Below are 22,962 nucleotides of genomic sequence, written 5' to 3'. Positions count from 1 at the left end.
GACTACCTTGAGCATGGGCGTACCTTCCCGAACCAGCGCGCCAACGCTGGCCCTGATCAGAACTGCATGGGCTTCAGATCATCCTTCGAGAAGGTACGCCCCTCCCGAAGCACATCCACAGGTTCTGATCATTGCTCCGCCCCTGGCCGGCTGCGCATCGGCTTCACCGACCGGTCGCCGCACGGCTCACCGGTGCACGACGACTGCCGCGCGGCGGTACGCGACGCGGCCGTGCTGTTCGAGGAGCTTGGGCACGAGGTCGAGGAGGCGTCGCCGCCGCACGACGCGCACGCGGTGGTGGAGACGGTCTCCACGCTGCTCGCCGTACATCTGGCGCACGGCATCGACGAGCTCAGCGCCGCCACGGGGATCGCGGCGACCGCGGACACCGTCGAGCACTGCAACCTCGCGCTCGCCGAGCGGGCGCGGCAGCTGTCGGCACCCGACTTCCTCGGCACGCTCGAGACGGTCACCGCCGTGGCCAGGCGCGCGGCGTCGTTCTGGACGACGTACGACGTCTGGCTCACCCCGACGCTCGGGCTGCCCCCGGTGGAGCACGGCTACATCACACCGCTGCTCGACGACGTCGACACCTACCTGGAGCGGTGGTTCACCTTCGCCCCGTTCACCCCGCTGGCGAACGTCACCGGCAACCCGGCGATGAACCTCCCCACGTACTGGTCCACCGACGGCCTACCGGTCGGCGTCAACCTCACCGGCCGCTTCGGCGCCGAGACCACCCTGTTCCGCCTCGCCGCCCAGATCGAGGCCGCCAGGCCGTGGTCGGCACACCGACCCCCGGTGAGCGCCTGGCACCACGTCGCGGCCTAGTCGTACGGCTCAGTCCCAGGGTTGCGGGCGCGGCGGGAGCACCTCCAGCACCACCAGCCGGCAGGTGATGCCCTCCCGCTCGTGGTACGGCCGCTCGGCCGACTCGCGCAGCTCTACCGTGGCCCGCTCGACCAGCCGGTTCAGGTGCTCACGGTAGCCACCCGACTCCCACACCCGGCCCATCACCGTGGCGACGACCACGCCGCCCGGCCGGACCACCCGCACCAGCTCGTCGAACGCGTCCGGCCCGACGTGCCCGTCGGTGAACGTGCCTACGCACATCGCCGCGTCGTAGCTGTCGTCGGCGAACTCCAGCGGCTTGGTGAGATCGGCCTTGGCCAGTGTCCGGTAGACGCCGAGCGTCCCGGCCTGCGCCAGCATGCCCGCGGAGAGGTCCACCCCGTCGATCGTCGCCGCACACAGTTGAGCGAGCTCGAGGCCGGCCAGCCCGGTACCGCAGCCCGCGTCGAGCACCGTCTCGGCGTCCGGCGCGACCTCCACCAGCTTCGCCGCGGCAAGCCTCGGCCCCACGTACCCCATCCGTTCGACGGTGTCCGTGTCGTACGTACCTGCCCATTCGTCGTAGACCGTCTCGGCCTCGGCGGTCCCTTGCAGGTTGTAGACGCGCTCCAACAGCTGCTTGGGCGTCTGGGTCACGGTCGATCACTCCCGAGGGTTGGTGACAGTACCTACCAACCGTTTCACATTATGGGAGTCGACGACACTCGGCCGCGACGCAACGTGTCAGCCCGTGATCGACCGTCCGGCGTACTCCGGCGGCGGCGCCGTGAGCTGCTGGATCCGCGCCACGACCGCCGCGGGGAACACGACCGTGCTCTCCGTACGCGCGTCGACGTGCAGCGCGAGGATCTCCTCGGTCGCCACGAGCGCGTCGCCGACCGCCATCTCGTGGCAGATGCGCAGCTTCTTCGCGCCGCTGCCGACGATGGTGCTCGTCACCTGCAGCTCCGCGTCCCCGTCGACCTCGCGCAGGTACCTGATGTGCGCCTCGACGGTGTACAGCGAGCAGCCGGTGCGCTCGCGGTACGCCTCGTCCAGGCCGATCTGCGCCATCACCTCGTCGGTGGCCCAGCCGAAGACGAGGACGTAGTACGCCTCGCTGAGGTGGCCGTTGTAGTCGATCCACTCCGGCCGCACCCGCGTGGTGAGGTTCACGGCCGGTCGCTCCTGACCGTGCCCACCGCCTTCATCACCGCGAGCAACGCCTCGTCGCGTTGCGCGACGAGCTCGGCGACCGACCGGCCGTCGGCGACCTCGTCGCAGCCCTGCACCATCCGGTCGCGCAGCTCGTCGGTCAGCTCGGGCGCCTCGAGCCTGGTCCACGGCGACTTCAGGGACGGGCCGAAGTGGTCCAGCATGTGCGCCATGCCACCCTCGCCGCCGGCGAGGTGGAACGTCAGGCAGGGGCCGAACAACGGCCAGCGCAGGCCGGGTCCCTCGGTGATCGACGCGTCGATCTGCTCGACGGTCGCCTCGCCGTTGGCGACCATGTGCAGCGCCTCCCGCCAGATGGCCTCCTGCAGCCGGTTGGCGATGAACCCCGGCACCTCGCGATCCATGGTGATCACGGACTTGCCGGTAAAGCGGTAGAAGTCCGCGGCCGCGTCGACTGCCCACTGCTCGCTGCGCTCGCCGCCGACCACCTCGACCAACGGGATCAGGTACGGCGGGTTGAACGGGTGCCCGACGACCAGTCGTTCGGGAGTGGCGGCACGGTCCTGCATCTCCGTCATGCTGTACCCGGAGGTCGACGACGCGACGACCACGTCCGGCGGCGTCGCCGCGTCGATGTCGGCAAGCAGCGCACGCTTGACCTCGAGGTCCTCGGGCGCGCTCTCCTGCACGAACTGCGCGTCCGCGCACGCATCCGGCAACGTCGCCGCGACGGTGAGGTTGTCGGGTGACGCGCCGTCCGCCAGGCCGAGATCGGTCAGCGCAGGCCAGGCCGCGTCCACGATGCGACGCAACCGCGCCTCGCCGTCGGGCGCCGGATCCCACGCGATGACCTGGTAGCCACGCGCCAGGAAGTGCGCCACCCAGCCACCGCCGATCACTCCGGCCCCGATGCACGCCACCTGGCGGACATCGGCCGCCGCGACCCGGCCCGACCCGTCCATGCTGCCCTCCGTCGTCCTGGGCTTTCGCCACTGTGGCTGCCCAGTCAAGCAGGCCGCACGCCGGCGGCGAAATCAGTGGCAGAGCACGCCTTCGCACGCCGCACGCAGCTCCGCCGCCGGGTCGCCGGACGCGTCCACCCGGCGCCACGCGACGAACCCGTCCGGCCGTACGAGCAACGCGCCGTCCGGGCCGATGCCGTGCGCGGCGGCGGCCGTCGCCGGCTGCAGCTCGGCACCGAACCGGTGGCCGGCGACCGGCAGCGCCTGCTCGGCTGCCGCCGCCAGCCACGCCGCACCGTCGGCGCCGGCGAGCAGCACGAAGCCGCGGCCGTACAGGTCCGGTGAGGGGCCGGTCTGGTCAAGTCCGGTGAGAGGGTGGAGATTTCCGCGCCGTCACGGCGGACGGCGACGTGCGGTGCGCGGGTGCCCGGCTGACCGGCCAGCTCGCCCGCGAGCAGCGGGTCGGCGTCGGCAGCGGCGTCGCGTACCGCGGCGGACCGGTACTGGTAACCCATGCCGACGGCGGCGTACGGGATCAGCTCCGGCCCCTCCCCATCGGTCATCCTGCTGCCGAACCTGGCCAGCGCCTGCTCCATGGTGAGCAGGCCGGTCGGACGCCGCTCCTGCTGGTAGGTGTCGAGCAGTGCCGGTCCGGCGTGCCCGTCGATTACGGCCGCTAGCTTCCAGGCCAGGTTGTGTGCGTCCTGGATGCCGGTGTTGGCGCCGAGCCCGCCCGTCGGCGGCACCACGTGCGCGGCGTCGCCGACGAGGAACACCCGGTCCTCGCGGTACTGCCGCGCGACCCGGGCACCGATCGGGAAGCCGAGCACGGTCTTGTCGGTGCCGGGGATCTGCGGACGCACGGCGACCGGCACGTCCGGCAACCCCGACGCCGCGCGCACCATCTCGAGCACCCGGTCGTCGGGGTAGTCCTCGATCGTCTCCGCGGCCGGGTCGTAGCCGGTGCCGAACACCCACCGGCAACCGGCGTCGTCGTGTGCCATCAGGACGGTGAACGGCCGCGGGTGCTGGAGGTACGCGATGCTGGCCTGCCGACCCCGCAGCGCGGGCCGCAGGTCCGCGTCCACGATCACGGTGATCGTGTCGTACAGCACGCCGGGACCGTCGCTCTCGATGCCCAGCTCGGCCCGGATGGAGCTGTGGATGCCGTCGGCCGCGACGAGATAGTCCGCGTGCACGCGGTAGCCGTCTCCGGTGCCGAGGTCGGTGAGCGTGGCCGTGACACCGTCGCCGGTCTGCGCGTGCGCGGTCAGCTCGGTGCTGAACCTGATGTCGGCACCCAGCTCCCTCGCCCGGTCGCGCAGCAGCACCTCGAGCCGGTCCTGGTCGATCGGCCCGAACCGGGACGGGCTCGCACCGGAACCGTCGTCCTCACCGGGCTCCTCGACCGTGGCGTACTGCTCGTCGGCGAGGGTGTCCGCACGCACCGGAACCCAGGCGAACTCGCCGCCGGCGTAGGCCGCCGCATGGATGGCCGGTTCCAGGCCGACCTGCCGGTAACACTCCATCGTCCGCGGCGTGAGGCCGCGGGCGCGCGGGTGGATCAGCAGGTCGGCATGGCGTTCGACCACCAGGCACGCGACCCCGTGCCACGCCAGGAACAACCCGGTGGACAGGCCGGTCACCCCGCCCCCGACCACCAACACCTGAGTACGCAGGTCCGCCATGCCCTCGTCTCCTGTCGACCACCGAACGTCCGCTGACTGCATCAGCGTCCACCCGGCAGGCCGGCAGGAACATCGGGCCGAGCCCTGAGTTGGCCCTCAACCGGCCGGTGGGGACTCCTTAGGTGAACCCACCGTCAGGGTCCGCGGCTGCACCGGCAGGTCGGCGTCGCGCCAGGCGTCGAACCCACCGACGATGTCCGTCACGTTGGTCAGGCCGATGTCGCGCATCACCTGGTACGCGGCGAGGCTCGACGTGTAGCCCTCGTTGCAGAACAGGACGATCTCGCGCTCGGCGTCGCCGTGGGCGAGCTCCTTCAACCTGCGGTCGCTCGTGACGTCCAACCGCCATTCGAGCATGTGCCTGGACACCGTGATCGCGCCCGGCACCTCGCCGTTGCGCAGCCGGTACTCCACCGGCCGCAGATCGATGAGCAACGCCCCGCGCTCCATCGCCGCGGCGGCCTCTTCCGCCGTGTACCGCTTCAGCTCCTCCCTGACCTCCCGGAGCTTCCTTGAGATGGTGTCCTCGGTGCTCATGCCCGCACCTCGGCACGCATCCTCGCCGCGTCCGCCTCGAGCGCGGTGGTGTCGGGCTCCGGCGTGTCACACCTGATCTCGCGCAGGTGGCGTGGCCCGGACGGCAGCCAGCAGAAGAAGTTCATCGCCCGCAACGGTAACGAGTAGGCGTGGATGGAGACCGCCGGGGTGGCGCTCACGTTCACCACGTTGTGCAGGTACTCGGCGCCGAACGCGCTGCTCTCGCCCGTGGTGAGCTCCCGGGTGCGCAGGGTGCTGCCGCGGCGGTCGCCGTAGTCCTCGAACAGTGCTCCCCTGGCGACGGCGAACGAGCCCACGCTGCCGCCGTGGTCGTGCAGCAAGGTTTCCTGGCCGAACTCCCAGCAGATCAACCAGACGTCGAAGTCGTCGTCGAAGTGCAGCCGGACGGCGTGCCGCTCGTAGAAGTCGAACCGTACGTAATCGGCCCAGATGTCGGGCGTCGCGGCGATCCGCGTCACCATGTCACGCAGCACCGCCGGCCGTAGCCGCCGGCCGGACGCCGCGTCCTCGAAGTGCTCGGGCTCCGGTCGCAGACTCGACCAGAGCGCAGACGTGCTCAAGATACTCACGAGACAAGCTCCTCATGCTCCAGTCCCTGCTGTGATCCCGCGCCGGCCGATGGGCCGTCGCGGCAACCCCAACTGGGGACGCCTCGCTCGGGTCGCATACCTCGGTGACCGGCCGTGGGCGGACCGCTGTCTGACGAACCACGAGTACGGTGTGCTGTTTTCATTGTGCGACCGGGGTTCACCCGGTATGAGCCGATGCTAGCTCAGCTGCGACGGCCGTTGGGGTCAATGGTCGACGGTTCGTTCCAGCTCGATCGAGTCGCCGGGGTCGGCGAAGATGAACACCCGCACGGCGTGGCCGGTCACCGGGTGCACCTGGGCGAGGTACGCGTGCACCCGGGCGCCGACGAGCTCCTCCACGGCGTTGACGAACTCCGGCCTGGTCGCCTCGTGCAGCGACTCGTGATGTCGCACCACGGCCTCGCGGTAACCGCGCTCGCTGAGCACCGCGTCCGCTGCGGTGAGGCTGTCGATGGACAGCACGACCAGGCTAACCGGCTCGTCCTGGCTAACGGACACCTTGACGTTGCTCGGCCCGCGCCCGTAGAAGGCGCGCTCGAGCTGCGTGATCCGCTCGGCCACCGCTGTCCGCTGCGAGCGCGTGATCTCCACCGGACTTCTCCCCTCACCGTCCGATCGCAGGGGACGAGCCTACTTTCCGGCCGGAACGGTGTTTCAGCCGGCGGTTGCAGCTACGGCCGGCAGCGGACCTCGCCGTTGAGCATGCCGAACCACCCGTCCTCCGCGGCGGCCCACTCGCGCCACCCCGCGGAGATCCGGCGCAGGTCGTCCTCGGTCGCGTGCCCGCCGGCGAGGGCGCGCTCGGCGACCGTGGACGAGACCATGCGTTCCGCCCAGAGGTCGCCCCACCAGGCGCGCTCCTCGGGGGTCGCGTAGCACCAGGCGGACGCGCTCGGGGTGATCTCGCTGAAGCCGGCCTGCTGCGCCCACGACAGCAACCGGCGGCCGCCGTCCGGGTCGCTGTCGTTGGCCCTGGCGACCTCCCGGTACAGGTCGAGCCACTCGTCGAGCGCGGGGATCGCCGGGTGCCAGGCCATCGAGGCGTAGTCCGCGTCGCGCGCGGCGACCAGGCCGTCCGGTCGGCACACCCGGCGCATCTCGCGCAGCGCCTGCACGGGGTCGTGCACGTGTTGCAGCACCTGGTGGGCGTGCACGACGTCGAAGCTGTCCGCGGCGAAGGTTAGCGCGTGCACGTCGTCGACGACGAACTCGACGTTGTCGAGACCGCGGTCGGCGGCGACCTGGCGTGCCTGGTCGAGGATCCCGGCGGCGCTGTCGACGGCCGTGACCCTGCCGGGCGCGACGAGCGCGGCGAGGTCGGCGGTGATGGTGCCGGGCCCGCAGCCGATGTCCAGGAGTGCCTGCCCCTGGGCCAGGTCGCCGAGCAGATAGCCGGCCGAGTTCTCCGCCGTCCGCCACCGGTGCGACCGCAACACGGAGTCGTGGTGGCCGTGGGTGTACACCGCCTGGGTCATTCCTGCCTCCTTCTGGCCTCGACCAGAGCCTAGTCGAGGTTCTCAATACGCAAGACCACGATCTCACTACGTGAGCACGGAAGGCGGCGAGCGTCCGTGGTGTTGAGCTGGGTGTGGGACAGCAGACGGACGCGCGTACCGAGGTAGCCGTCGCCGTGCTCGGTGCCGGGCAGGCGGGACTGTCCAGCGCGTACTTCCTGCGCCGCTTCGGCTTCACCGCGGGCGACGACTTCGTCGTCCTCGACGCCGACGACGCTGCCGGCGGCGCCTGGCAGCACCGCGCCAGGTCGTTGACCATGCACAAGGTGCACGGCATCTTCTCGCTGCCCGGCATGGCGTTCCAGCCGTCGTCGGCCGCCGACGGGCGACCGGTGGCGGACGTCGTCCCCGAGTACTTCGCCGCGTACGAGCGGCGGTTCGAGCTGCCCGTCCGCCGTCCGGTACGCGTCCACTCGGTACGCGACGAGGGGCGGCTGGTCGTCGCCACCGACGCCGGCGAGTGGTCGACGCGAGCCGTCATCAACTCGACCGGCACCTGGCGGCGGCCGCACTGGCCGTACTACCCGGGCGTCGCGGAGTTCGCCGGGCGGCAGCTGCACTACGCCGACTACACCGGGCCGGACGAGTTCGCCGGCCTGCGCGTCGCGGTGATCGGCGGCGGCCACTCCGCGACGCACGTGTTGTCCGAGGTCTCGACGACCGCCGCTTCCGTGCACTGGTTCACCCGCCGGCCGCCGGCGTTCCGCGACGACGAGTTCACCCTCGACGAGGGCCGCAACGCGGTCGCGCTGGTGGAGGAACGCGTCCGCGCCGGCCTGCCGCCGCAGAGCGTGGTGAGCATCACCGGCCTGCCGTACACGACGGTGGTCAGGGACGCCCTGGCCGGCGGCGCCCTCGACCGGCTGCCGATGTTCGCCCGGGTGACCGAGACCGGCGTCGCCTGGACCAACGGCCGACAGCTGCCGGTCGACGTCATCGTCTGGTGCACCGGCTTCCGCGCCGCGCTCGACCACCTGGCACCGCTGCGGCTCAGAGAGCACGGCGGCGGCATCAAGCTCGACGGCATCCGAGTAGTCGCCGACAGCCGAGTGCACCTGGTCGGCTACGGCCCCTCAGCCAGCACGATCGGCGCCAACCGCGCCGGCCGCACCGCCGCCCGCGAGGTCCGCGACCTACTCACCATTGCCGACACCGCCGCCGCCTAACCAGCGCCCGCCCCGGCAGTGCGCGACCTGCCCGCGACACCCCGGCACCACACCCGCTGCCAGGCGCCGCCCCCTTCCCAGAAGGCGCGCGACCTGGCCAACGCCCGGGGATCGCAGCCGCCTCACCGGCGCCCCAGGAAGTGCGCTACCTGCTCGCGGCATCCCGGCACACACCCGCTGCCAGGCGCCGCCCCCTTCCCAGGAGACGCGCGACCTGGCCACTGCCGGGTGACCGCAGCCACCTGACCGGCGCCCCAGGAAGTGCGCGACCTGCCCGCCCACCCCAACCCGAGCGCTGCACCCGCGCTGCCAGCCGCCTGCCCGGAAGCCGCGCGACCTGCTCGCCACACCCGGCCGTCTAGCCCATTGCGGCAACACCACAGCGACTGACCCGACGCCGCGGCCGACGGCGCCACCCGACCCAGCTGAGGCGTGGCCCACCCACCGACGGGGCCTGCTAGTTCTTGTTGCGGTAGAGCACCATGGTGATCGGGCCGAAGACGGCGACTAGGACGACGCAGCTGATCAGGACCCAACCGATCTCGCCGGCGGGCATGGAGCCGTGCATCAGGCCGCGCACGACGCTCACCAGGTGGCTGATCGGGTTCACCTCGACGAAGGCTTGCAGCCAGCCCGGCATCGTCCGCGGGTCGACGAAGATGTTGCTGCCGAAGGTCAGCGGGAACATCAGCATCATGCTGACCCCCATCACCGAGTTCGGCGTGCGGAGGATGAGGCTCAGCATCGTCCACATCCAGGACATGCAGAACGAGAACACCAGCAGCAGCGCCACGGAGAGCAGCACGCCCGCCACCCCGCCGGCCGGGCGGAAGCCGAGCACCAGCCCCAGGACGAGCACCATCGCGGACGCGATCGAGTAGCGGACGACGTCACCGAGCAACGCGCCTACCAACGCCGACGGCCGCCATACCGGCAGCGACCTGAACCGGTCGAAGACGCCCTTCTGGATGTCCGTGTTCAACGTCATCCCCGTGTACATGGTGATCATGACGATCGTCTGCACGAGGATGCCCGGCAGCAGGAACTGCAGGTACTCCGTGGTGGAGCCGGCCAGCGCACCGCCGAACAGGTACGTGAACATCAAGGTGAACATGATCGGGAAGATCGTGACGTCGAACAGCTGCTCGGGTACGTGCTTGATCTTCAGCAACGCACGCCAGCCGAACGTCAGCGACGTTCGTAGCGGGCCGGGCGGGGACGGCCGCTCACCCGCGGCGAGCACACCGCGCAGTGCGTCCGCGGCAACCGGTGTCGACTGCTGCGAGGTCGCGGTCATCAGGCAGCCTCCTCTTCCACGGCCTCGTCCTCGGCCGGGCGTCCGGTCAGCGCCAGGAACACTTCATCCAGGCTCGGCTGGCCGAGGGCAAACTCGGTGACGGCGATGTCGTTACCGGACAACTCGGCCAGGGCGGTCGCGACGCGCTGCGGGTCGGAGATCCGCGCGGACAGTGCCGCGGGGTCCGCCTCCATCCGTACGGGCACCTCGAGCACTCGGGTGAGCACCTGCTCTGCCGCGGCACGCTGTTCGGTCGCGAGCAGCCGCACGTGCAGGGAGCCTGCGCCCACCGACGCCTTCAGCTGACCGCTCGACCCCTCGGCGATCACCTTGCCGTGGTCGATCACCGCGATGCGGTCGGCGAGCTGGTCGGCCTCGTCCAGGTACTGCGTGGTGAGCAGCACCGTGGTGCCCTCCTTGACCATGCCGCGGATGATCTCCCACACCTGGTTACGGCTACGCGGGTCGAGCCCGGTAGTCGGCTCGTCCAGGAAGACCAGCTCAGGCGTCACCACGATGCTGGCCGCGATGTCGATCCTGCGCCGCATGCCGCCGGAGTACTTCTACACCGACTTCCCTGCCGCGTCGGCCAACCCGAACGCCTCCAGCAGGTCAGCCGCGCGCCGTTTCGCCGCCCCTCGTGAGTACCCGAGCAGCCGCGCCAGCAGCACCAGGTTCTCGGTGCCGGTGAGGTCTTCGTCGATGGACGCGAACTGGCCGGTAAGGCTCACTCGGCTGCGTACTGCGCGGGCCTGCCGCCGCACGTCGTAGCCAGCACCTTGGCTTCGCCGCCGTCCGGACGCAACAGCGTGGCCAGCATCCTGATCGTGGTCGTCTTGCCGGCACCATTCGGGCCGAGCACGCCGTACACACCGCCGGAACGTACCGCCAGGTCGACACCCGCGACGGCACGGGTCTCGCCGAAGTTCTTCACCAGACCGTTCGTCTCGATCGCTAGATCCATTTCACGGACACTACCCAGCCCCACCGACAGCTGCGCCGGGACGCGGTAGCGTCACGGTGATGACCGAACGCGACGTGCCCGCGGCAAACGCCCTGGAGCGCGTCGCCGCGCTCGGCGGTCATTTCACTGTCGCCGTACGTGACCACCCGCCGCCGGAAGGCGGCTGGCGCCAGGTGACCGGTCTCTACGACCCGGCCACCGACGCACTGCGCGACCTGGTCGACCGCACGGCCGGGCGGCTCGGCACCGACGACCACCGGGTCGCCGCGTCGATCCTGCACCAGGGCTACGCAGCACGGCTGTGGTCGGTGGTACTCGGCTGCACCGCGGCGACCGGCCTGGTACCCATCCTGAACCCCGCGGACACGTACTGGCGGAGCACTGAGCAGTCCCTCGTCGAACTGCTCACTGTCACGCCGTCGGCGACACCGGTCGGCGAAGGACCGCTCGACCGGACCGCACGGCTCGTCGCGGCGGGCGCTCTCGACGCACACGTCGAGCCGCTGGCGACCGCGGTACGCACCGCCACCGGTGTGTCGGCGCTCGTCGGCACGCTCCGCGTGCTCGCCCCACACGGCCTCGGCCGCATGCCCACGGACATCGCGCGCGTGCTGTTCGGCACCCCTGCACTACGCGACGGCGGCACGGTCGACCTCGCCGCAGAGCCGCCCGTGCTGCGGCGCGGCAGTTGCTGCCTGTTCTACCGGGTGCCTGGCGGTGGGCTCTGCGGCGACTGCGTACTGCAGGCCTGACCGGACCCCCGTACCCACGCACCGGGAGAATGGACCCGGCCGACCCAGGAGAGGGTGAACAGGGAGTGGAGTTCGAGCGATGGGCGCTGCCCGGCATCGGGCTGCAGCACGTGTACATGACCCGACAGGGTCGCCGGCTGGGTGTGATCTCGCACCGCTCCGGCCAGCGGGACCTGTTGCTGTACGACGTCGACGATCCGGACACCGTGGTGGAGACCGTCGTGCTGACGGTCGAGGAGGCGGACGGCCTGGCCGAGCTGCTGGCCGCCTCCAAGGTCATCGAGCGGCTGGCCGAGCTGGAACGGCAGGTCGAGGGGCTGGTCAGCGAGCGCATCCCGATCAAGGCGGGCTCGCCGTACGCCGGTGAGACCCTCGGCAGCACGCAGGCACGCACCCGCACGGGAGCGTCGATCGTGGCCGTGGTGCGGGGCAGCGAGGTCATCGCGAGCCCACTGCCCGACTTCAGGTTCGAGACCGACGACATCGTAGTCGTGGTGGGCACCGGCGACGGTACGTCCGCGGTCGCCGACATCCTCGCCAACGGCTGACGGCCGATGCACGACACGGCGACACTGCTGCTCGAGCTCGGCGGGCTGCTTGTCGCGCTCGGCCTGATCGGAACGTTCGCGGCCCGGCTGAGCATCTCGCCGATCCCGTTGTACCTGCTGATCGGACTGGCCTTCGGTGACGGCGGCATCGTTTCGCTCGCCGCGAGCGAGGAGTTCATCGCGATCGGCGCGGAGATCGGCGTCATCCTGCTGCTGCTCTCGCTCGGTCTCGAGTACACCGCCGACGAGCTCGTGACCAACCTCCGCCGCTCCGCGCCGATCGGTGTGCTCGACCTGGTGCTGAACGCGGCGCCAGGCGCTGTCGCGGGGCTGTTGCTGGGCTGGGGACCGGTGGGGGCGCTGGTGCTCGCCGGCGTCACCTACGCGACCTCGTCCGGCATCACCGCCAAGGTGCTCGGTGACCTCGGCTGGCTGGGTAACCGGGAGACGCCTGCGGTGTTGGCGATCCTGGTGATGGAAGACCTGGCGATGGCCGTCTACCTGCCCATCGTGACGACGGTCCTCTCCGCGGCCGGGCTGGTCACCGGCACCATCTCCGTCACCGTCGCGGTGGTGCTGGTCGCCGCGGTGCTCGTGGTCGCGGTGCGGTTCGGCCGGCAGATCGGCGCGTTCATCGCTTCGCCCAACGAAGAGGTGCTGCTGCTGAAGGTGCTCGGCCTGGCGGTGCTCGTCGCCGGGATCGCGTCCAAGCTGAACGTCTCCGCCGCGGTCGGCGCGTTCCTCGTCGGCATCGCGCTCTCCGGACCGGTCGCGCACGCGGCGCGCCAGCTGCTCTCGCCGCTGCGCGACCTGTTCGCCGCCGTGTTCTTCGTCTTCTTCGGCCTGCAGACCAACCCCACCCACCTGCCGCCGGTCGCGGCCGCCGCGCTCGCCCTGGCCGCGGTGGGCATCGCGACCAAGCTGCTGACCGGCTACCTGGCCGCCAGACGGGCGGGCGTGGGCCAGTTCGGCCGCGCACGCGCCGGCGCGGCGCTACTCCCCCGCGGCGAGTTCAGCATCGTCGTCGCCGGTCTCGCCGTCGCGAACGGCATCGACGAGCGCCTCGCCACGCTGGCCGCCGCCTACGTGCTGCTGGTGGCCGCCGCGGGCCCGCTGGTGGCCCGCGCCGTCGACCCGGTGCTGCGCCGCCGGATGCGCAGGCGCAGGGAGCGCGCCGTCGCGACGCAGTGAGAGGCATTGGCTCGACGGCCGGCAGTCTCTAGGCTGGCGTCGTGCATCTCGCCCGCTTCGCACGCCGCACTCTCGGCCATCTCCCCACGCCGCTCGAACCGATGCCGCGCCTGACGGCGGAGCTGCGCCGGCACGGCCCAGCACCGAACCTCTGGGTGAAACGCGACGACTGCACCGGCCTCGCGACCGGTGGCAACAAGACGCGCAAGCTCGAGTTCCTCGTCGGCGACGCCCTCGCCAGGGGCGCCGACGTCCTCGTCACCCAGGGCGCCACCCAGTCCAACCACGTAAGACAGACGGCCGCCGCGGCCGCGGCCGTGGGGCTGCGCTGCGAGGTGTTCCTCGAAGCACGGGTGCAGCGGGACGAGGAGTACGAGCAGTCCGGCAACGTACTCCTCGACGACCTGCTCGGCGCGCACGTCGTGGCCAGGCCACCGGTCGACACCGACATGCAGGCTGTCATGGACGAGCACGCCGCGAAGCTCGCCGCGGACGGGTCGACGCCGTACGTGATCCCCGGCGGCGGCTCCAACCCGGTCGGCGCGCTCGGCTACGTGGCCTGCGCACAGGAGCTGGCCTCGGCGCCGGTCCGCATCGATCAGGTCGTCCACGCGACCGGCAGTGCCGGCACGCAGAGCGGCCTGGTCGCAGGGCTCTGCGGCAGCAATGCCCGCATCCCCGTGCTCGGCATTCCGGTGAAGCAACCCGCGGACGTCCAGGTCGGCACCGTGCACGAGCTGGCCGAACGGACCCTGCGGCACCTGGGCATCGACGACGCGCTGCCCACCGACACCATCGAGGTCGACGACCGCGCGATCGGCGGCGGCTACGGTGTGCCGACGGATGCCATGGTCGACGCCGTGCGTCTCGTCGCCCGTACCGAGGGCCTGCTGCTCGACCCGGTCTACTCGGGGAAGGCGATGGCCGGCCTGCTCACCCGCATCGGCGAAGGAGCGTACGGCCAGGAAGAGAACGTGGTCTTCGTGCACACGGGCGGCGCGGCAGGGTTGTTCGGCTACCGCTCGGCGTTCGGCTAGTCCGAGATTCCTGCGGTACGGGCGACCACGTGGCAGGAGACGTCGTGCTCGGTCTCGTCGCCGCGCCGCGGACGTATCGGCAGCAGGTGCGGCGGCGTGCTGCGGCAGACGTCCTCGGCGAGCGGGCACCGCGGGTGGAACGTGCAGCCCGCCGGCGGCCGCGCGGCGTCGGGGACCTCTCCGGTCAACGGCGTCGCCGCGGCCTCGTGCACGGCCGGGTCGGGTACGGGCACGGCGTCCTGCAGCGCCTGCGCGTACGGGTGCGCCGGGTGGTCGGAGACCGTGCGCCAGGAACCGAGCTCCACGATCTCGCCGAGGTACATCACGGCGATCCGGTCCGCGACGTGCCGCACCATGCCGAGGTCGTGCGAGATGAACACACAGGTGAGGCCGAGCTCCTCGCGTAGCCGCACGATCAGGTTCATCACCTCGGCGCGTACGGAGACGTCGAGCGCGGACACCGGCTCGTCGAGCACGAGCACCTCGGGACGCACGGCGAGCGCCCTGGCGATGCCCACCCGCTGCCGCTGCCCGCCGGACAGCTGTCCGGGGTACCGGTCGGCGGTCGACGCGTCGAGGCCGACCAGGCCGAGCAGCTCCGTGACGCGCTCGCGCGTTTCGCCGCGGTCACCGTGGACGGTGAGCACCTCCGCGATCGCATCGCCGACACGCAGCCGCGGGTTCAGCGAGGCGTAAGGGTCCTGGAAGACCAGCTGCACCGTACGTCGCAACCGACGCAGCGCCGCACCGCGTGCCGTCGGCACGTCGATGCCAGCGACCCGCACCACACCGGACGTCGGCCGCTCCAGCCGCACGAGCAGCTGCGCCGCCGTCGACTTGCCGCAACCGCTCTCGCCCACCAGGCCGAGCGTCTCGCCCCGCTCGACCCTGATGTTCACGTTCTCCAGCGCGCGCACGTCACCGCGGCCCGGCACGTGGTAACGCTTGACCACGTCGCGCAGCTCGATCATCGGTTCCGCCGGGTCGCTCATGTCCAGCGCTCCCTCGGCACCCAGCAGGCGGCGCGGCCGTCGCCGCGCTCGATCAGCTCAGGCTCCTCCGTACCGCACCGCTCGACCCGTTGCGCGCACCGCGGCCGGAACGGGCAGCCGGCAGGCAGCCGCCCGGGCAGCACCGGTACGCCGCCGATCTGCGGCAGCGGCGGGCGTTCCGCGCTGCCCATCGGCGGGATGGAACGCAACAGCCCTTCGGTGTACGGGTGGTGCGGCGTGGTGAACAGCGTGCCCGTCGCGGCCTCCTCGACGACGCGGCCCGCGTACATCACCAGCACGCGGTCGGCGATACGCGCCACCACCCCGAGGTCGTGGGTGATCCAGACGACGGCCAGCCCGTAGTCGTCACGCAGCCGGCGTACGAGGTCGACGATCTGCCGCTGGATGGTGACGTCGAGGGCGGTCGTCGGCTCGTCCGCGATCAGCACCCTGGGCCTGGCCGCCAGCGCCGAGGCGATCAGCACGCGCTGCCGCATGCCGCCGGACAGCTGGTGCGGGTACGACCGCGCAACGCGTGCGGGTGCCGGCATCCCCACCTCGGCGAGCACCTCGAACACCCGCTCGTTCGCGTCTGCCGCCGACCAGCCGTGCGCGGTGAGCCCCTCGGCAACCTGTTTGCCGATGCGCATCAACGGGTTCAGCGACGTCATCGGGTCCTGGTAGACCATGCCCACCACCTGGCCGCGCAGCGGACGCCGTTCGTCGTCGTCCAACGCGAGCACGTCGCGGCCGTCCAGCCACACGGAGCCTGCCGTCACCCGCGCCGTCTCAGGCAGCAGGCCGGCGACCGACAACGCGGTCATCGACTTGCCGGAGCCGGACTCACCGACCAGTCCGACCGTCTCCCCCGCGGCTACGGTGAGGTCGACACCGCGCACCACCTCGAGCGCGCCGTCGCCGACCGTGGTCCGCAGCCCGGTCACCCGCAGCACCGTCATCGCCGTTCCTCCAGCGCGGTGCGCAGCCCGTCGCCGACGAGGTTCAGCCCGATGACGGCGAGCACCACGGCCGCCGCGGGGAACGCCATCGACCACCAGGCGTCGGCGACGATGTTGCGGGCGTCCGACACCATCAGGCCGAGGCTCGGGTCGGGCGGTTGGGTGCCGAGCCCGAGGAACGACAGCGCAGACTCGGTCAACACGGCCCACGACAGCGCGAGTGTCAGCTGCACCACGATCGGCGCGGCGACACCGGGCAGCACGTGCCGCAGCAGCAACCGGGGTACGGGGATGCCCAGCACCCGGCCGGCCTTCACGTACTCGGACGTGGCCACGGTCAGCGTCGGACCGCGTGACACCCGCACGAAGATCGGGGTGTACACGATCGCGATGGCGAGCGCTGTGTTGAGCCAGCCGCGGCCGAGCGCGCTCACCACCGCGAGCGCGAGCAGGATGGCGGGGAACGCGAACAGCACCTCGGCCGCCCGGCCCACCACCTGGTCCCACCAACCGCGGAAGAAGCCCGCGGTGATGCCGAGCGCGGACCCGACCACACAGGCGAGCGCGACGGCGACGAACGCGACCCGCAGCGACGTCGCGATGCCGACGAGCGTACGCACGGCGATGTCACGGCCGAACTGGTCGGTGCCGAACCAGTGGGCACCCGAGGGCGCCGCGAGCCGTACGGCCGGATCCTGGTCGGTGGGTGAGTACGGGAACACGCCGGCCAGCCCGACGATCGCGAGCAGCACGAGCGCACCGACGATGACCACACCGACCCGACCGTTGCGGTCGCCCCAGACACCGGCGAGCAGCAACCGCGGGCCGCGCAGCGAGGTTCCCGCGAGCTCGTCCGCGCGTACGCCGGTGACGGGTGGTGTCGTCGTCATGCCGTACCGGTCCTTGGGTCGATGGCGCGGTAGAGCAGGTCCACGAGCAGGTTCACCAGCACGAACCCGACGGCGACGACGAGCACCGTGCTCTGCACCGTCGGGTAGTCCCTGTCGTTGATGGCCGTGAACAGCAGCCGGCCGAGGCCGGGCAGCGCGAAGACCTGCTCGATCACCACGGTGCCACCGAGCAGGTAACCGAGCTGGATGCCGACCAGCGTCACGATCGGCACCGACGCGTTGCGCAGCACGTGCACGCCGCGGATCCGCGCGGACCGCACGCCCTTGCCGCGCGCGGTGCGGACGAAGTCGGACCTGGCGATGTCGATGTACGCCGATCTGGTGGTGCGCATGACGTTCGCCGCGAACCCGACGGCGAGAACCAGGGCCGGGTACAACACCTGGCTGAGGTTGCCGGCGACGCTCTGCGTCAACGGCACGAACGTCCCGGTGTCCGGGAAGTAGCCGAACGCCACCGCCAGCACCGCGACCACCACCGTGCCGAGCACGAACTCCGGCAGCGCGAGCCCGAACAGCGCAGTGCCCTGCACGATGCCGTCACGCATCTTGCCAGGGCCGCTCGCCGCCAGCACCCCGAGCGCTACACCGACCGGCGTGCCGATCAGGGCGGCCAGCACCGCCAGCTCCACGGTCACCGGCAACGCAGCCAGGATCAGCTCGCCCACCGGTGCTCCCGTGCTCAACGAGACCCCGAGGTTGCCCTGCAGGAGCGCGCCGAGCCAGCCGAGGAACTGGGCGGGCAGCGACTCGTCGAGTCCGTAGTAGCGTTCGAGCGCCGCCCGCTGCGCCTCGGTCAGCGAACCCGCCTCGATGCCCAGCTGCGCACTGATCGCGTCGCCGGGCACGGCACGCAGTACGACGAACACCACGACGGCCACGCCGATCAGGGTCAGCGCCGTCCCGAGCAGCCGCCGAGCGACCCACCTCGCCCGTGTCACCGTGCGATCAGCCCGCGGAGGTCTTCGCCAACGCGATCAGGGACGCGTCCGGCCGGGTCTGGAAGCCCTGCACGCCGTCGGCCACCAGGTAGTAGTCCTCGCCGCGGAACAGCCACACCCACGGCGACTCCTTCAACAGCTGCTGCTGCAGCTGCTCGTACGTCGCCGACCGCTCGTCCTCGTCGGTGCTGCCGTTCCCCTTGGTCAGCAAGGCGTCCAGCTTCGCGGACTCCCATGCCGCGGGCGTGGACAGGCTGCCGTTCTTGGTGAAGTAGCGGCCGTACATCAGGTACGGGTCGTAGCTGCCGCCGTTGAGCGCGACCGAGGCGTCGAAGTCGGCCTCCAACCACGCCTTCACGAACGGGTCGGTGGTCAGCTGGTTGAGCTTCAGCCGCACCCCGATCTTCTTCAGCTGCTCCTGCAGGTTCTGGCCCTCGGCCACCGACGTCGCATACTCGCCGGTCTGCACGTTGGTCTGCAGCGTGAAGCCGTTCGGGTAGCCGGCGTCGGTGAGCATCTTCTTCGCCGCGCCGACGTCACCGGGCTCGCACGGCAACCCCTTGGTGGCGTCGTACGGGTACGCGGGACTGGTGATGGGACCGGTCACCTTGCCGTCGCCGAACGCCGCAGTGTCGACGACCTCCTGCCGGTCGATGGCACACGCGATCGCCTGCCGCACTGCGGTTTTCTTCAGCGGTCCGCGCCGGCCGTTGAGCATCAACGTGTGGTACGAAAGCGACGCCTCCTTCATCAGGGAGAACCCGCTCTTGCCCTTCGCCTGCTTCGCCACGCTCGGGTCGGAGAGCTGGCCCATCTGGAACGTCCCTGCGCGCATACCGGAGAGGATCGACGACTCGGTCGGGATCACCCGGAACTCCAGCGTCTTGATCTTCGGTGCACCGTCCCAGTGGTCCTGGTACCCGTTCAACACCACCTGCTGGCCCTGCTTGCGCGACTTCCAGGAGAACGGACCGGTGCCGTTCGGCTCCTTGTCCACGGACTCCGCTTCGACGTCCTCGTCGTGCACGATGGCGGCGTTGACCGACGTGAGCGCGTACAGCAGTGCGGCATCCGGCTCGGACAGCTCGAACACCGCAGTGTTCTTGTCCGGGGTGCGCACCTCCTCGACCGCGAGCAGGTTCGAACGCGCCACCGCACCGGTCTCCTCGTCCAGGATGCGGTCGATCGACGCCTTCACGTCGGCCGAGGTGAACGGGTCGCCGTCGTGCCAGGTGACGCCGTCGCGCAAGGTGAACGTGAGCCGGCGACCGTCCCCGGACTGCTGCCACTTGCTCGCAAGCGAAGGCGCGATCTCGCCCTTGGCGTCCACCCGCACCAGGTTCTCGTAGATCAGGCCAAGCGTGTCGATGGTCTGGAACGCAGTGGCGACGTGCGGGTCGAGCTTGTCCATGTCACCGGTGCGAGCGACGACGAACTTGCCGCTGCCCTTGTCCTCAGACTCCGACCCAGCGGGTGCACAGGCCGCTGCGCCTGCGACGAGTACGACGCTGGAGAAGAACGCGAGTGCACTTCGACGCCGAGCCATGGTGGCTACCTCCGATTGCCGTGTCGAAGCACGTTACTCATTTACGTCTCAGATAATCAAGTGGGGCAAATGCTAACGTGCAACGGTGGTGGGACCAGACCTGACCGTTGTGCTGGACTCCCTGGTGGACGAGTCCGCGACGGCGGCGCCACCCGGCGCCTGCCTGGCGATCGGGCGGACCGAGAGTACGCACACGTACGCGACGGGCTACCGCCAGGTCTTCGACGACGCCGGGCCGCTCGCCCGACCGTTGCCGATGACCGCAGGTACCGCGCACGACCTGGGCTCGGTGACCAAGCTCGTCGCCACGACGGCCGCCGTGCTGACCCTGGTGGACCGCGGCCAGCTCGACCTCGCCGACCAGGTGCGGCGCTACCTCGGCGGCTGGCCACACCCCGACACCACCGTCGCGGATCTCCTCGAACACCGGGCCGGGTTGTGGGAGTGGTGGCCGACGTACCTGACCGCCGGCGACCCCGCCGCCGCGCTCGAGCTCGTCACCCGGCTGCCGTTGCGCTACCCACCACGCTCCGGCAGGCACTACTCCGACCTCGGGTTCATGCTGCTTGCCCAGGTCGTGCAGGTGGTCGCCGGGCAGCCGCTCGAGCACGCGGCATGGGAGCTGGTGTTCGAGCCGCTCGGGCTCAACAGCCTGCGGTACGCCGGTGTCCCCGCGGGCACCCCGGTGGCGGCGGGTGCGCCTGGCGACGTCGTCGAGCGGCGCATGATCGACACCGGCACCCCGTACCCCGTCGGCGCCTCGACGGCGACGTTCCACCGCTGGCGGTCCCGGGTGCGTGTCGGTGAGGTCGACGACGGCAACGCCTACCACGCATTCCGTGGTGTCGCCGGCCACGCAGGCCTGTTCGGCACCGGCGCCGACCTGGTGGCGTTCGGCCGCTGCGTCCTCGGCTCGCTGCGCGGCGACGGCTACTGGCGCGCGCCGACCGTACACCGCTTCCTCACCATCGGCGCCGATCCCGGCCAGGCGTCGGGATTCCGCCGCTGGCAGGTGCACGACGGCGACAGCGACGTGGACGCGTACGGGCACACCGGCTTCCCCGGCATCGGCTTCGCGGTACTGCCGAACCACGGGCTCACCGTGGCGCTGCTCACCAACCGGCTGCACGTGACCGCGGCGCCGCCACCGGCGCCGTACGAAGCGCGCTGGCTGGCCGTGCTGGAAACGGTCGCCCGCGCCGCGCGATCTGGCAGGCTGGCGTAATGCGGGTACTCGGCGTGATGAGCGGCACGTCTTACGACGCCGTCGAGCTCGCGGCCGCCGACTTCCGCATCGAAGGCGAGACGGTCCGTGCCACCCCGCTCGGCACCCTGACCGTCGACTTCCCCGACGAGCTGCGCAGCCGGCTGGCCGGCGTGCTGCCACCCGCCCGCACGACGCTCGCGGAGATCTGCCAGCTCGACACCGAGCTCGGCCAGCTGTTCGGCGCCGCGGCCGAGCGCGGCGTGGACCAGCTGACCGCGGGCAACGCCGACCTGGTCGTCTCGCACGGCCAGACCGTCTACCACTGGGTCGAGGGCCGGCAGGCCCGCGGCACCCTGCAGCTCGGCGCACCGGCGTGGATCGCCGCGGCCACCGGCTGCGCCGTCGTCTCCGACCTGCGTACGCGCGACATCACGCGCGGCGGCCAGGGCGCGCCGCTGGTGTCGCTCTTCGACGAGCTGCTGCTCCTGCACGACGGCGCGCCGCGCGGCTCGTTGAACCTCGGCGGCATCGCGAACGTCACAGTCCGCACGAACGGCGAGCTGCTCGCGTGGGACATCGGACCCGCGAACGCGCTCATCGACACGACGGTCGGGCGGCTGTCTGGAGGGACGGAGTCGATGGACCTCGACGGCGCACGCGCCGCACGTGGTCACGTACACGACGATCTCCTCGCCGACCTGCTCGCCGAGCCGTACTACGAGCTGGCGCCGCCGAAGTCGACCGGCAAGGAGCTGTTCCACACCGAATACGTGGCCGAGCACGTGGCCCGGCTGGAGCAGCGGTCCGGCGCCGGCGTCGACGGCGACGACCTGGTCGCCACCCTCACCGAGCTCACCGCCACCCTCGCCGGCCGCACCTGTCACGACCACCAGCTCGCCGAGCTGGTGATCGCTGGCGGTGGCACGCACAACCCGACGCTGCTGGCCAGGATGCGCGCACACTGTGCGCCGGCGTCCCTGGTCCCCGTCGACACGTACGGCATCCCGGCGACCGGCAAGGAGGCGTACGCGTTCGCGCTGCTCGGCTTCCTCAGCGTGCACGGCATCGCCGGCACCGTACCGTCGGCCACCGGCGCGCGCGAGCCGTCGGTGCTCGGCTCACTCACGCCAGGCAACGAACCGTTGCGGCTGCCCACCCCGGCGACAGCGCGACCCACGCGTCTGGTGGTGGACGGCCGATGAACGACCAGAAATGGACGATCGCGCACTCGAAGGACGTACAGGACTGGTACAAGGGCCTCAACTCCGCCCACAAGGCCCGTGCCGACCAGGCCTTCGACCGGTTGCAGCAGCAGGGCCCCCAGATACGCGAACCGCACTCCAAGTCGCTCAACGGCGGCCTGTACGAGCTCCGTTTCCGGGCCCAGAACGTCAACACGCGGGTGACGTACCACCGCAACGGCAACGAGTTCCGGACCTTGACCGTGTTCCGGAAGCAGCGGCAGAACGAGCGCACGGAGGTCGAGAAGGCGCGGCTGCGGATGAAGAGCGACCGCGCTATTCTCGACCGCGCGGGGAAGGAGCAGGGCGGTTCCGGCCAGCAGCGAGGCCAAGGCGGCCGCCAGGCACAGCAGTCCCGGCAGTCACAGCAAGGCAGGAGCCAGTCGCCGCAGACCAAGGCCCAGCGAAAGCAGGCACGACGAGATCGAGGGAGGTAGCCGTGGTTTCGCACGAGGAGCTGAAGGCGCAGTACCCTCCCGACGACGCCGAGGTGTACCGCGAGGAATACGCGCGCGCGGCCCTGGAGAGCGAGCTGGTGGAGCTGTTCGTCCAGGTACGTACCCAGGCCGGGCTGAGCCAGGCGGAGCTCGCGCGGCGGATGGGCACGACCGAGGAGACCGTCGCCGAGTACGAGGACTTCGACACCATCCCGTCGGTCGACGTGTTCGCACAGCTCAGCCGCGCCACCGGCATCCCGCTGCGACTGGTCGCGGGCGAGGTCGCGAGCGTCGACCTCGGCGCCGACCGCACGCCCTAGAGAGACCGCCGATACCTATACGCATGGCGACAGTCGGCTGTTAATTCCGTTGAATTGTGCTACGTTAACGACGGAATCAGTAGACCAGGGCGTGTCCACGTCCCTACCCGGGCGAAGCGGGGAAGAATGTCCGCCGT

Annotated in this window: 23 protein-coding genes and 2 pseudogenes; 10 read left to right on the top strand and 15 right to left on the bottom strand. The window is 70.9% G+C overall.

Annotated features, from left to right (window positions below; all coding sequences use genetic code 11):
* Nucleotides 1–66: 66 nt before the first annotated feature.
* Nucleotides 67–831 carry a hypothetical protein gene (locus tag GEV07_26150; protein ID MQA06049.1) on the top strand — a complete coding sequence of 255 codons (765 nt, stop codon included), beginning with the start codon at nt 67–69 and terminating at the stop codon, nt 829–831.
* 9 nt (nt 832–840) lie between these two features.
* Here the strand turns inward: GEV07_26150 and GEV07_26145 are convergent, their stop codons facing one another.
* From GEV07_26145 to GEV07_26110, 8 genes and pseudogenes are all read right to left on the bottom strand, one after another.
* Nucleotides 841–1,464 carry a methyltransferase domain-containing protein gene (locus tag GEV07_26145; GenBank protein ID MQA06048.1) on the bottom strand — a complete coding sequence of 208 codons (624 nt, stop codon included), beginning with the start codon at nt 1,462–1,464 and terminating at the stop codon, nt 841–843.
* 111 nt (nt 1,465–1,575) lie between these two features.
* A complete protein-coding gene (locus GEV07_26140) occupies nt 1,576–2,007 on the bottom strand; it encodes a thioesterase (protein ID MQA06047.1) in 432 nt (143 codons plus the stop codon).
* Nucleotides 2,004–2,969, bottom strand: coding sequence for an L-carnitine dehydrogenase (locus GEV07_26135; GenBank protein MQA06046.1), 966 nt, complete (start codon nt 2,967–2,969; stop codon nt 2,004–2,006). The genes GEV07_26140 and GEV07_26135 overlap by 4 nt, the downstream gene beginning before the upstream one ends.
* A gap of 72 nt (nt 2,970–3,041) precedes the next feature.
* A pseudogene (locus GEV07_26130) lies at nt 3,042–4,657 on the bottom strand (monooxygenase).
* A gap of 96 nt (nt 4,658–4,753) precedes the next feature.
* On the bottom strand, nt 4,754–5,194 hold the full coding sequence (locus GEV07_26125) for a rhodanese-like domain-containing protein (GenBank protein MQA06045.1): 441 nt from the start codon (nt 5,192–5,194) through the stop codon (nt 4,754–4,756).
* The gene (locus tag GEV07_26120; protein ID MQA06044.1) at nt 5,191–5,784 is read right to left on the bottom strand and encodes a cysteine dioxygenase; all 594 of its coding nucleotides are present in this window, start codon (nt 5,782–5,784) and stop codon (nt 5,191–5,193) included. The genes GEV07_26125 and GEV07_26120 overlap by 4 nt, the downstream gene beginning before the upstream one ends.
* A gap of 225 nt (nt 5,785–6,009) precedes the next feature.
* A complete protein-coding gene (locus tag GEV07_26115; protein ID MQA06043.1) occupies nt 6,010–6,426 on the bottom strand; it encodes a DUF2294 family protein in 417 nt (138 codons plus the stop codon).
* Nucleotides 6,427–6,476: 50 nt separating this feature from the next.
* The gene (locus tag GEV07_26110; GenBank protein MQA06042.1) at nt 6,477–7,280 is read right to left on the bottom strand and encodes a methyltransferase domain-containing protein; all 804 of its coding nucleotides are present in this window, start codon (nt 7,278–7,280) and stop codon (nt 6,477–6,479) included.
* Nucleotides 7,281–7,393: 113 nt separating this feature from the next.
* Between GEV07_26110 and GEV07_26105 the strand changes: the two genes are divergently transcribed.
* On the top strand, nt 7,394–8,485 hold the full coding sequence (locus GEV07_26105; protein MQA06041.1) for a SidA/IucD/PvdA family monooxygenase: 1,092 nt from the start codon (nt 7,394–7,396) through the stop codon (nt 8,483–8,485).
* A 457-nt stretch (nt 8,486–8,942) separates the two neighbouring features.
* On the opposite strand, the gene GEV07_26100 is transcribed toward GEV07_26105, so the two are convergent.
* Together GEV07_26100 and GEV07_26095 are read right to left on the bottom strand one after the other, a co-directional pair.
* Nucleotides 8,943–9,785 (bottom strand): ABC transporter permease, encoded by an 843-nt coding sequence (locus GEV07_26100; GenBank protein MQA06040.1) that lies wholly within the window; start codon nt 9,783–9,785, stop codon nt 8,943–8,945.
* A pseudogene (locus tag GEV07_26095) lies at nt 9,782–10,746 on the bottom strand (ATP-binding cassette domain-containing protein). The gene GEV07_26100 and the pseudogene GEV07_26095 overlap by 4 nt, the downstream one beginning before the upstream one ends.
* A 59-nt stretch (nt 10,747–10,805) precedes the next feature.
* On the opposite strand from GEV07_26095, the gene GEV07_26090 reads away from it, so the two are divergent.
* The 4 genes from GEV07_26090 (at nt 10,806) to GEV07_26075 (ending at nt 14,274) form a co-directional block, all read left to right on the top strand.
* On the top strand, nt 10,806–11,498 hold the full coding sequence (locus tag GEV07_26090; GenBank protein MQA06039.1) for a ferric iron reductase: 693 nt from the start codon (nt 10,806–10,808) through the stop codon (nt 11,496–11,498).
* Nucleotides 11,499–11,563: 65 nt separating this feature from the next.
* Nucleotides 11,564–12,046: a potassium transporter TrkA gene (locus tag GEV07_26085; protein MQA06038.1), complete on the top strand. Its 483-nt coding sequence runs from the start codon at nt 11,564–11,566 to the stop codon at nt 12,044–12,046.
* Nucleotides 12,047–12,052: 6 nt separating this feature from the next.
* Nucleotides 12,053–13,237, top strand: a complete 1,185-nt coding sequence (locus tag GEV07_26080; GenBank protein MQA06037.1) for a cation:proton antiporter — start codon at nt 12,053–12,055, stop codon at nt 13,235–13,237.
* Between the two features lie 41 nt (nt 13,238–13,278).
* A complete protein-coding gene (locus GEV07_26075; GenBank protein ID MQA06036.1) occupies nt 13,279–14,274 on the top strand; it encodes a D-cysteine desulfhydrase in 996 nt (331 codons plus the stop codon).
* Here GEV07_26075 and GEV07_26070 read toward each other — a convergent pair.
* The 5 genes from GEV07_26070 to GEV07_26050 are packed head-to-tail and all read right to left on the bottom strand — an operon-like array spanning nt 14,271 to nt 19,620.
* Nucleotides 14,271–15,266 carry an ATP-binding cassette domain-containing protein gene (locus GEV07_26070; protein MQA06035.1) on the bottom strand — a complete coding sequence of 332 codons (996 nt, stop codon included), beginning with the start codon at nt 15,264–15,266 and terminating at the stop codon, nt 14,271–14,273. The two genes, GEV07_26075 and GEV07_26070, sit on opposite strands and share 4 nt — an antisense overlap.
* Nucleotides 15,263–16,225 carry an ATP-binding cassette domain-containing protein gene (locus GEV07_26065; GenBank protein ID MQA06034.1) on the bottom strand — a complete coding sequence of 321 codons (963 nt, stop codon included), beginning with the start codon at nt 16,223–16,225 and terminating at the stop codon, nt 15,263–15,265. The genes GEV07_26070 and GEV07_26065 overlap by 4 nt, the downstream gene beginning before the upstream one ends.
* On the bottom strand, nt 16,222–17,115 hold the full coding sequence (locus tag GEV07_26060; protein MQA06033.1) for an ABC transporter permease subunit: 894 nt from the start codon (nt 17,113–17,115) through the stop codon (nt 16,222–16,224). The genes GEV07_26065 and GEV07_26060 overlap by 4 nt, the downstream gene beginning before the upstream one ends.
* Nucleotides 17,112–18,074 carry an ABC transporter permease subunit gene (locus tag GEV07_26055; GenBank protein ID MQA06032.1) on the bottom strand — a complete coding sequence of 321 codons (963 nt, stop codon included), beginning with the start codon at nt 18,072–18,074 and terminating at the stop codon, nt 17,112–17,114. Before GEV07_26055 ends, GEV07_26060 begins: the two co-directional genes overlap by 4 nt.
* 7 nt (nt 18,075–18,081) lie before the next feature.
* On the bottom strand, nt 18,082–19,620 hold the full coding sequence (locus GEV07_26050; GenBank protein ID MQA06031.1) for an ABC transporter substrate-binding protein: 1,539 nt from the start codon (nt 19,618–19,620) through the stop codon (nt 18,082–18,084).
* A gap of 85 nt (nt 19,621–19,705) precedes the next feature.
* On the opposite strand from GEV07_26050, the gene GEV07_26045 reads away from it, so the two are divergent.
* From GEV07_26045 to GEV07_26030, 4 genes are read left to right on the top strand one after another with little or no spacing between them, the layout of a single operon-like run.
* Nucleotides 19,706–20,845, top strand: coding sequence for a serine hydrolase (locus tag GEV07_26045; GenBank protein MQA06030.1), 1,140 nt, complete (start codon nt 19,706–19,708; stop codon nt 20,843–20,845).
* Nucleotides 20,845–22,029, top strand: a complete 1,185-nt coding sequence (locus tag GEV07_26040; GenBank protein MQA06029.1) for an anhydro-N-acetylmuramic acid kinase — start codon at nt 20,845–20,847, stop codon at nt 22,027–22,029. Before GEV07_26045 ends, GEV07_26040 begins: the two co-directional genes overlap by 1 nt.
* Nucleotides 22,026–22,505 (top strand): type II toxin-antitoxin system RelE/ParE family toxin, encoded by a 480-nt coding sequence (locus GEV07_26035; protein MQA06028.1) that lies wholly within the window; start codon nt 22,026–22,028, stop codon nt 22,503–22,505. The genes GEV07_26040 and GEV07_26035 overlap by 4 nt, the downstream gene beginning before the upstream one ends.
* Before the next feature lie 2 nt (nt 22,506–22,507).
* On the top strand, nt 22,508–22,825 hold the full coding sequence (locus tag GEV07_26030) for a helix-turn-helix domain-containing protein (protein MQA06027.1): 318 nt from the start codon (nt 22,508–22,510) through the stop codon (nt 22,823–22,825).
* Nucleotides 22,826–22,962 lie beyond the last annotated feature (137 nt).

This window comes from Streptosporangiales bacterium (assembly GCA_009379825.1).
In the GTDB taxonomy this organism is placed as follows: Bacteria; Actinomycetota; Actinomycetes; order Streptosporangiales; family WHST01; genus WHST01.
The sequence above is the reverse complement of the archived record's forward strand: the minus strand, read 5'-3'. Positions and strand labels throughout refer to the sequence as shown.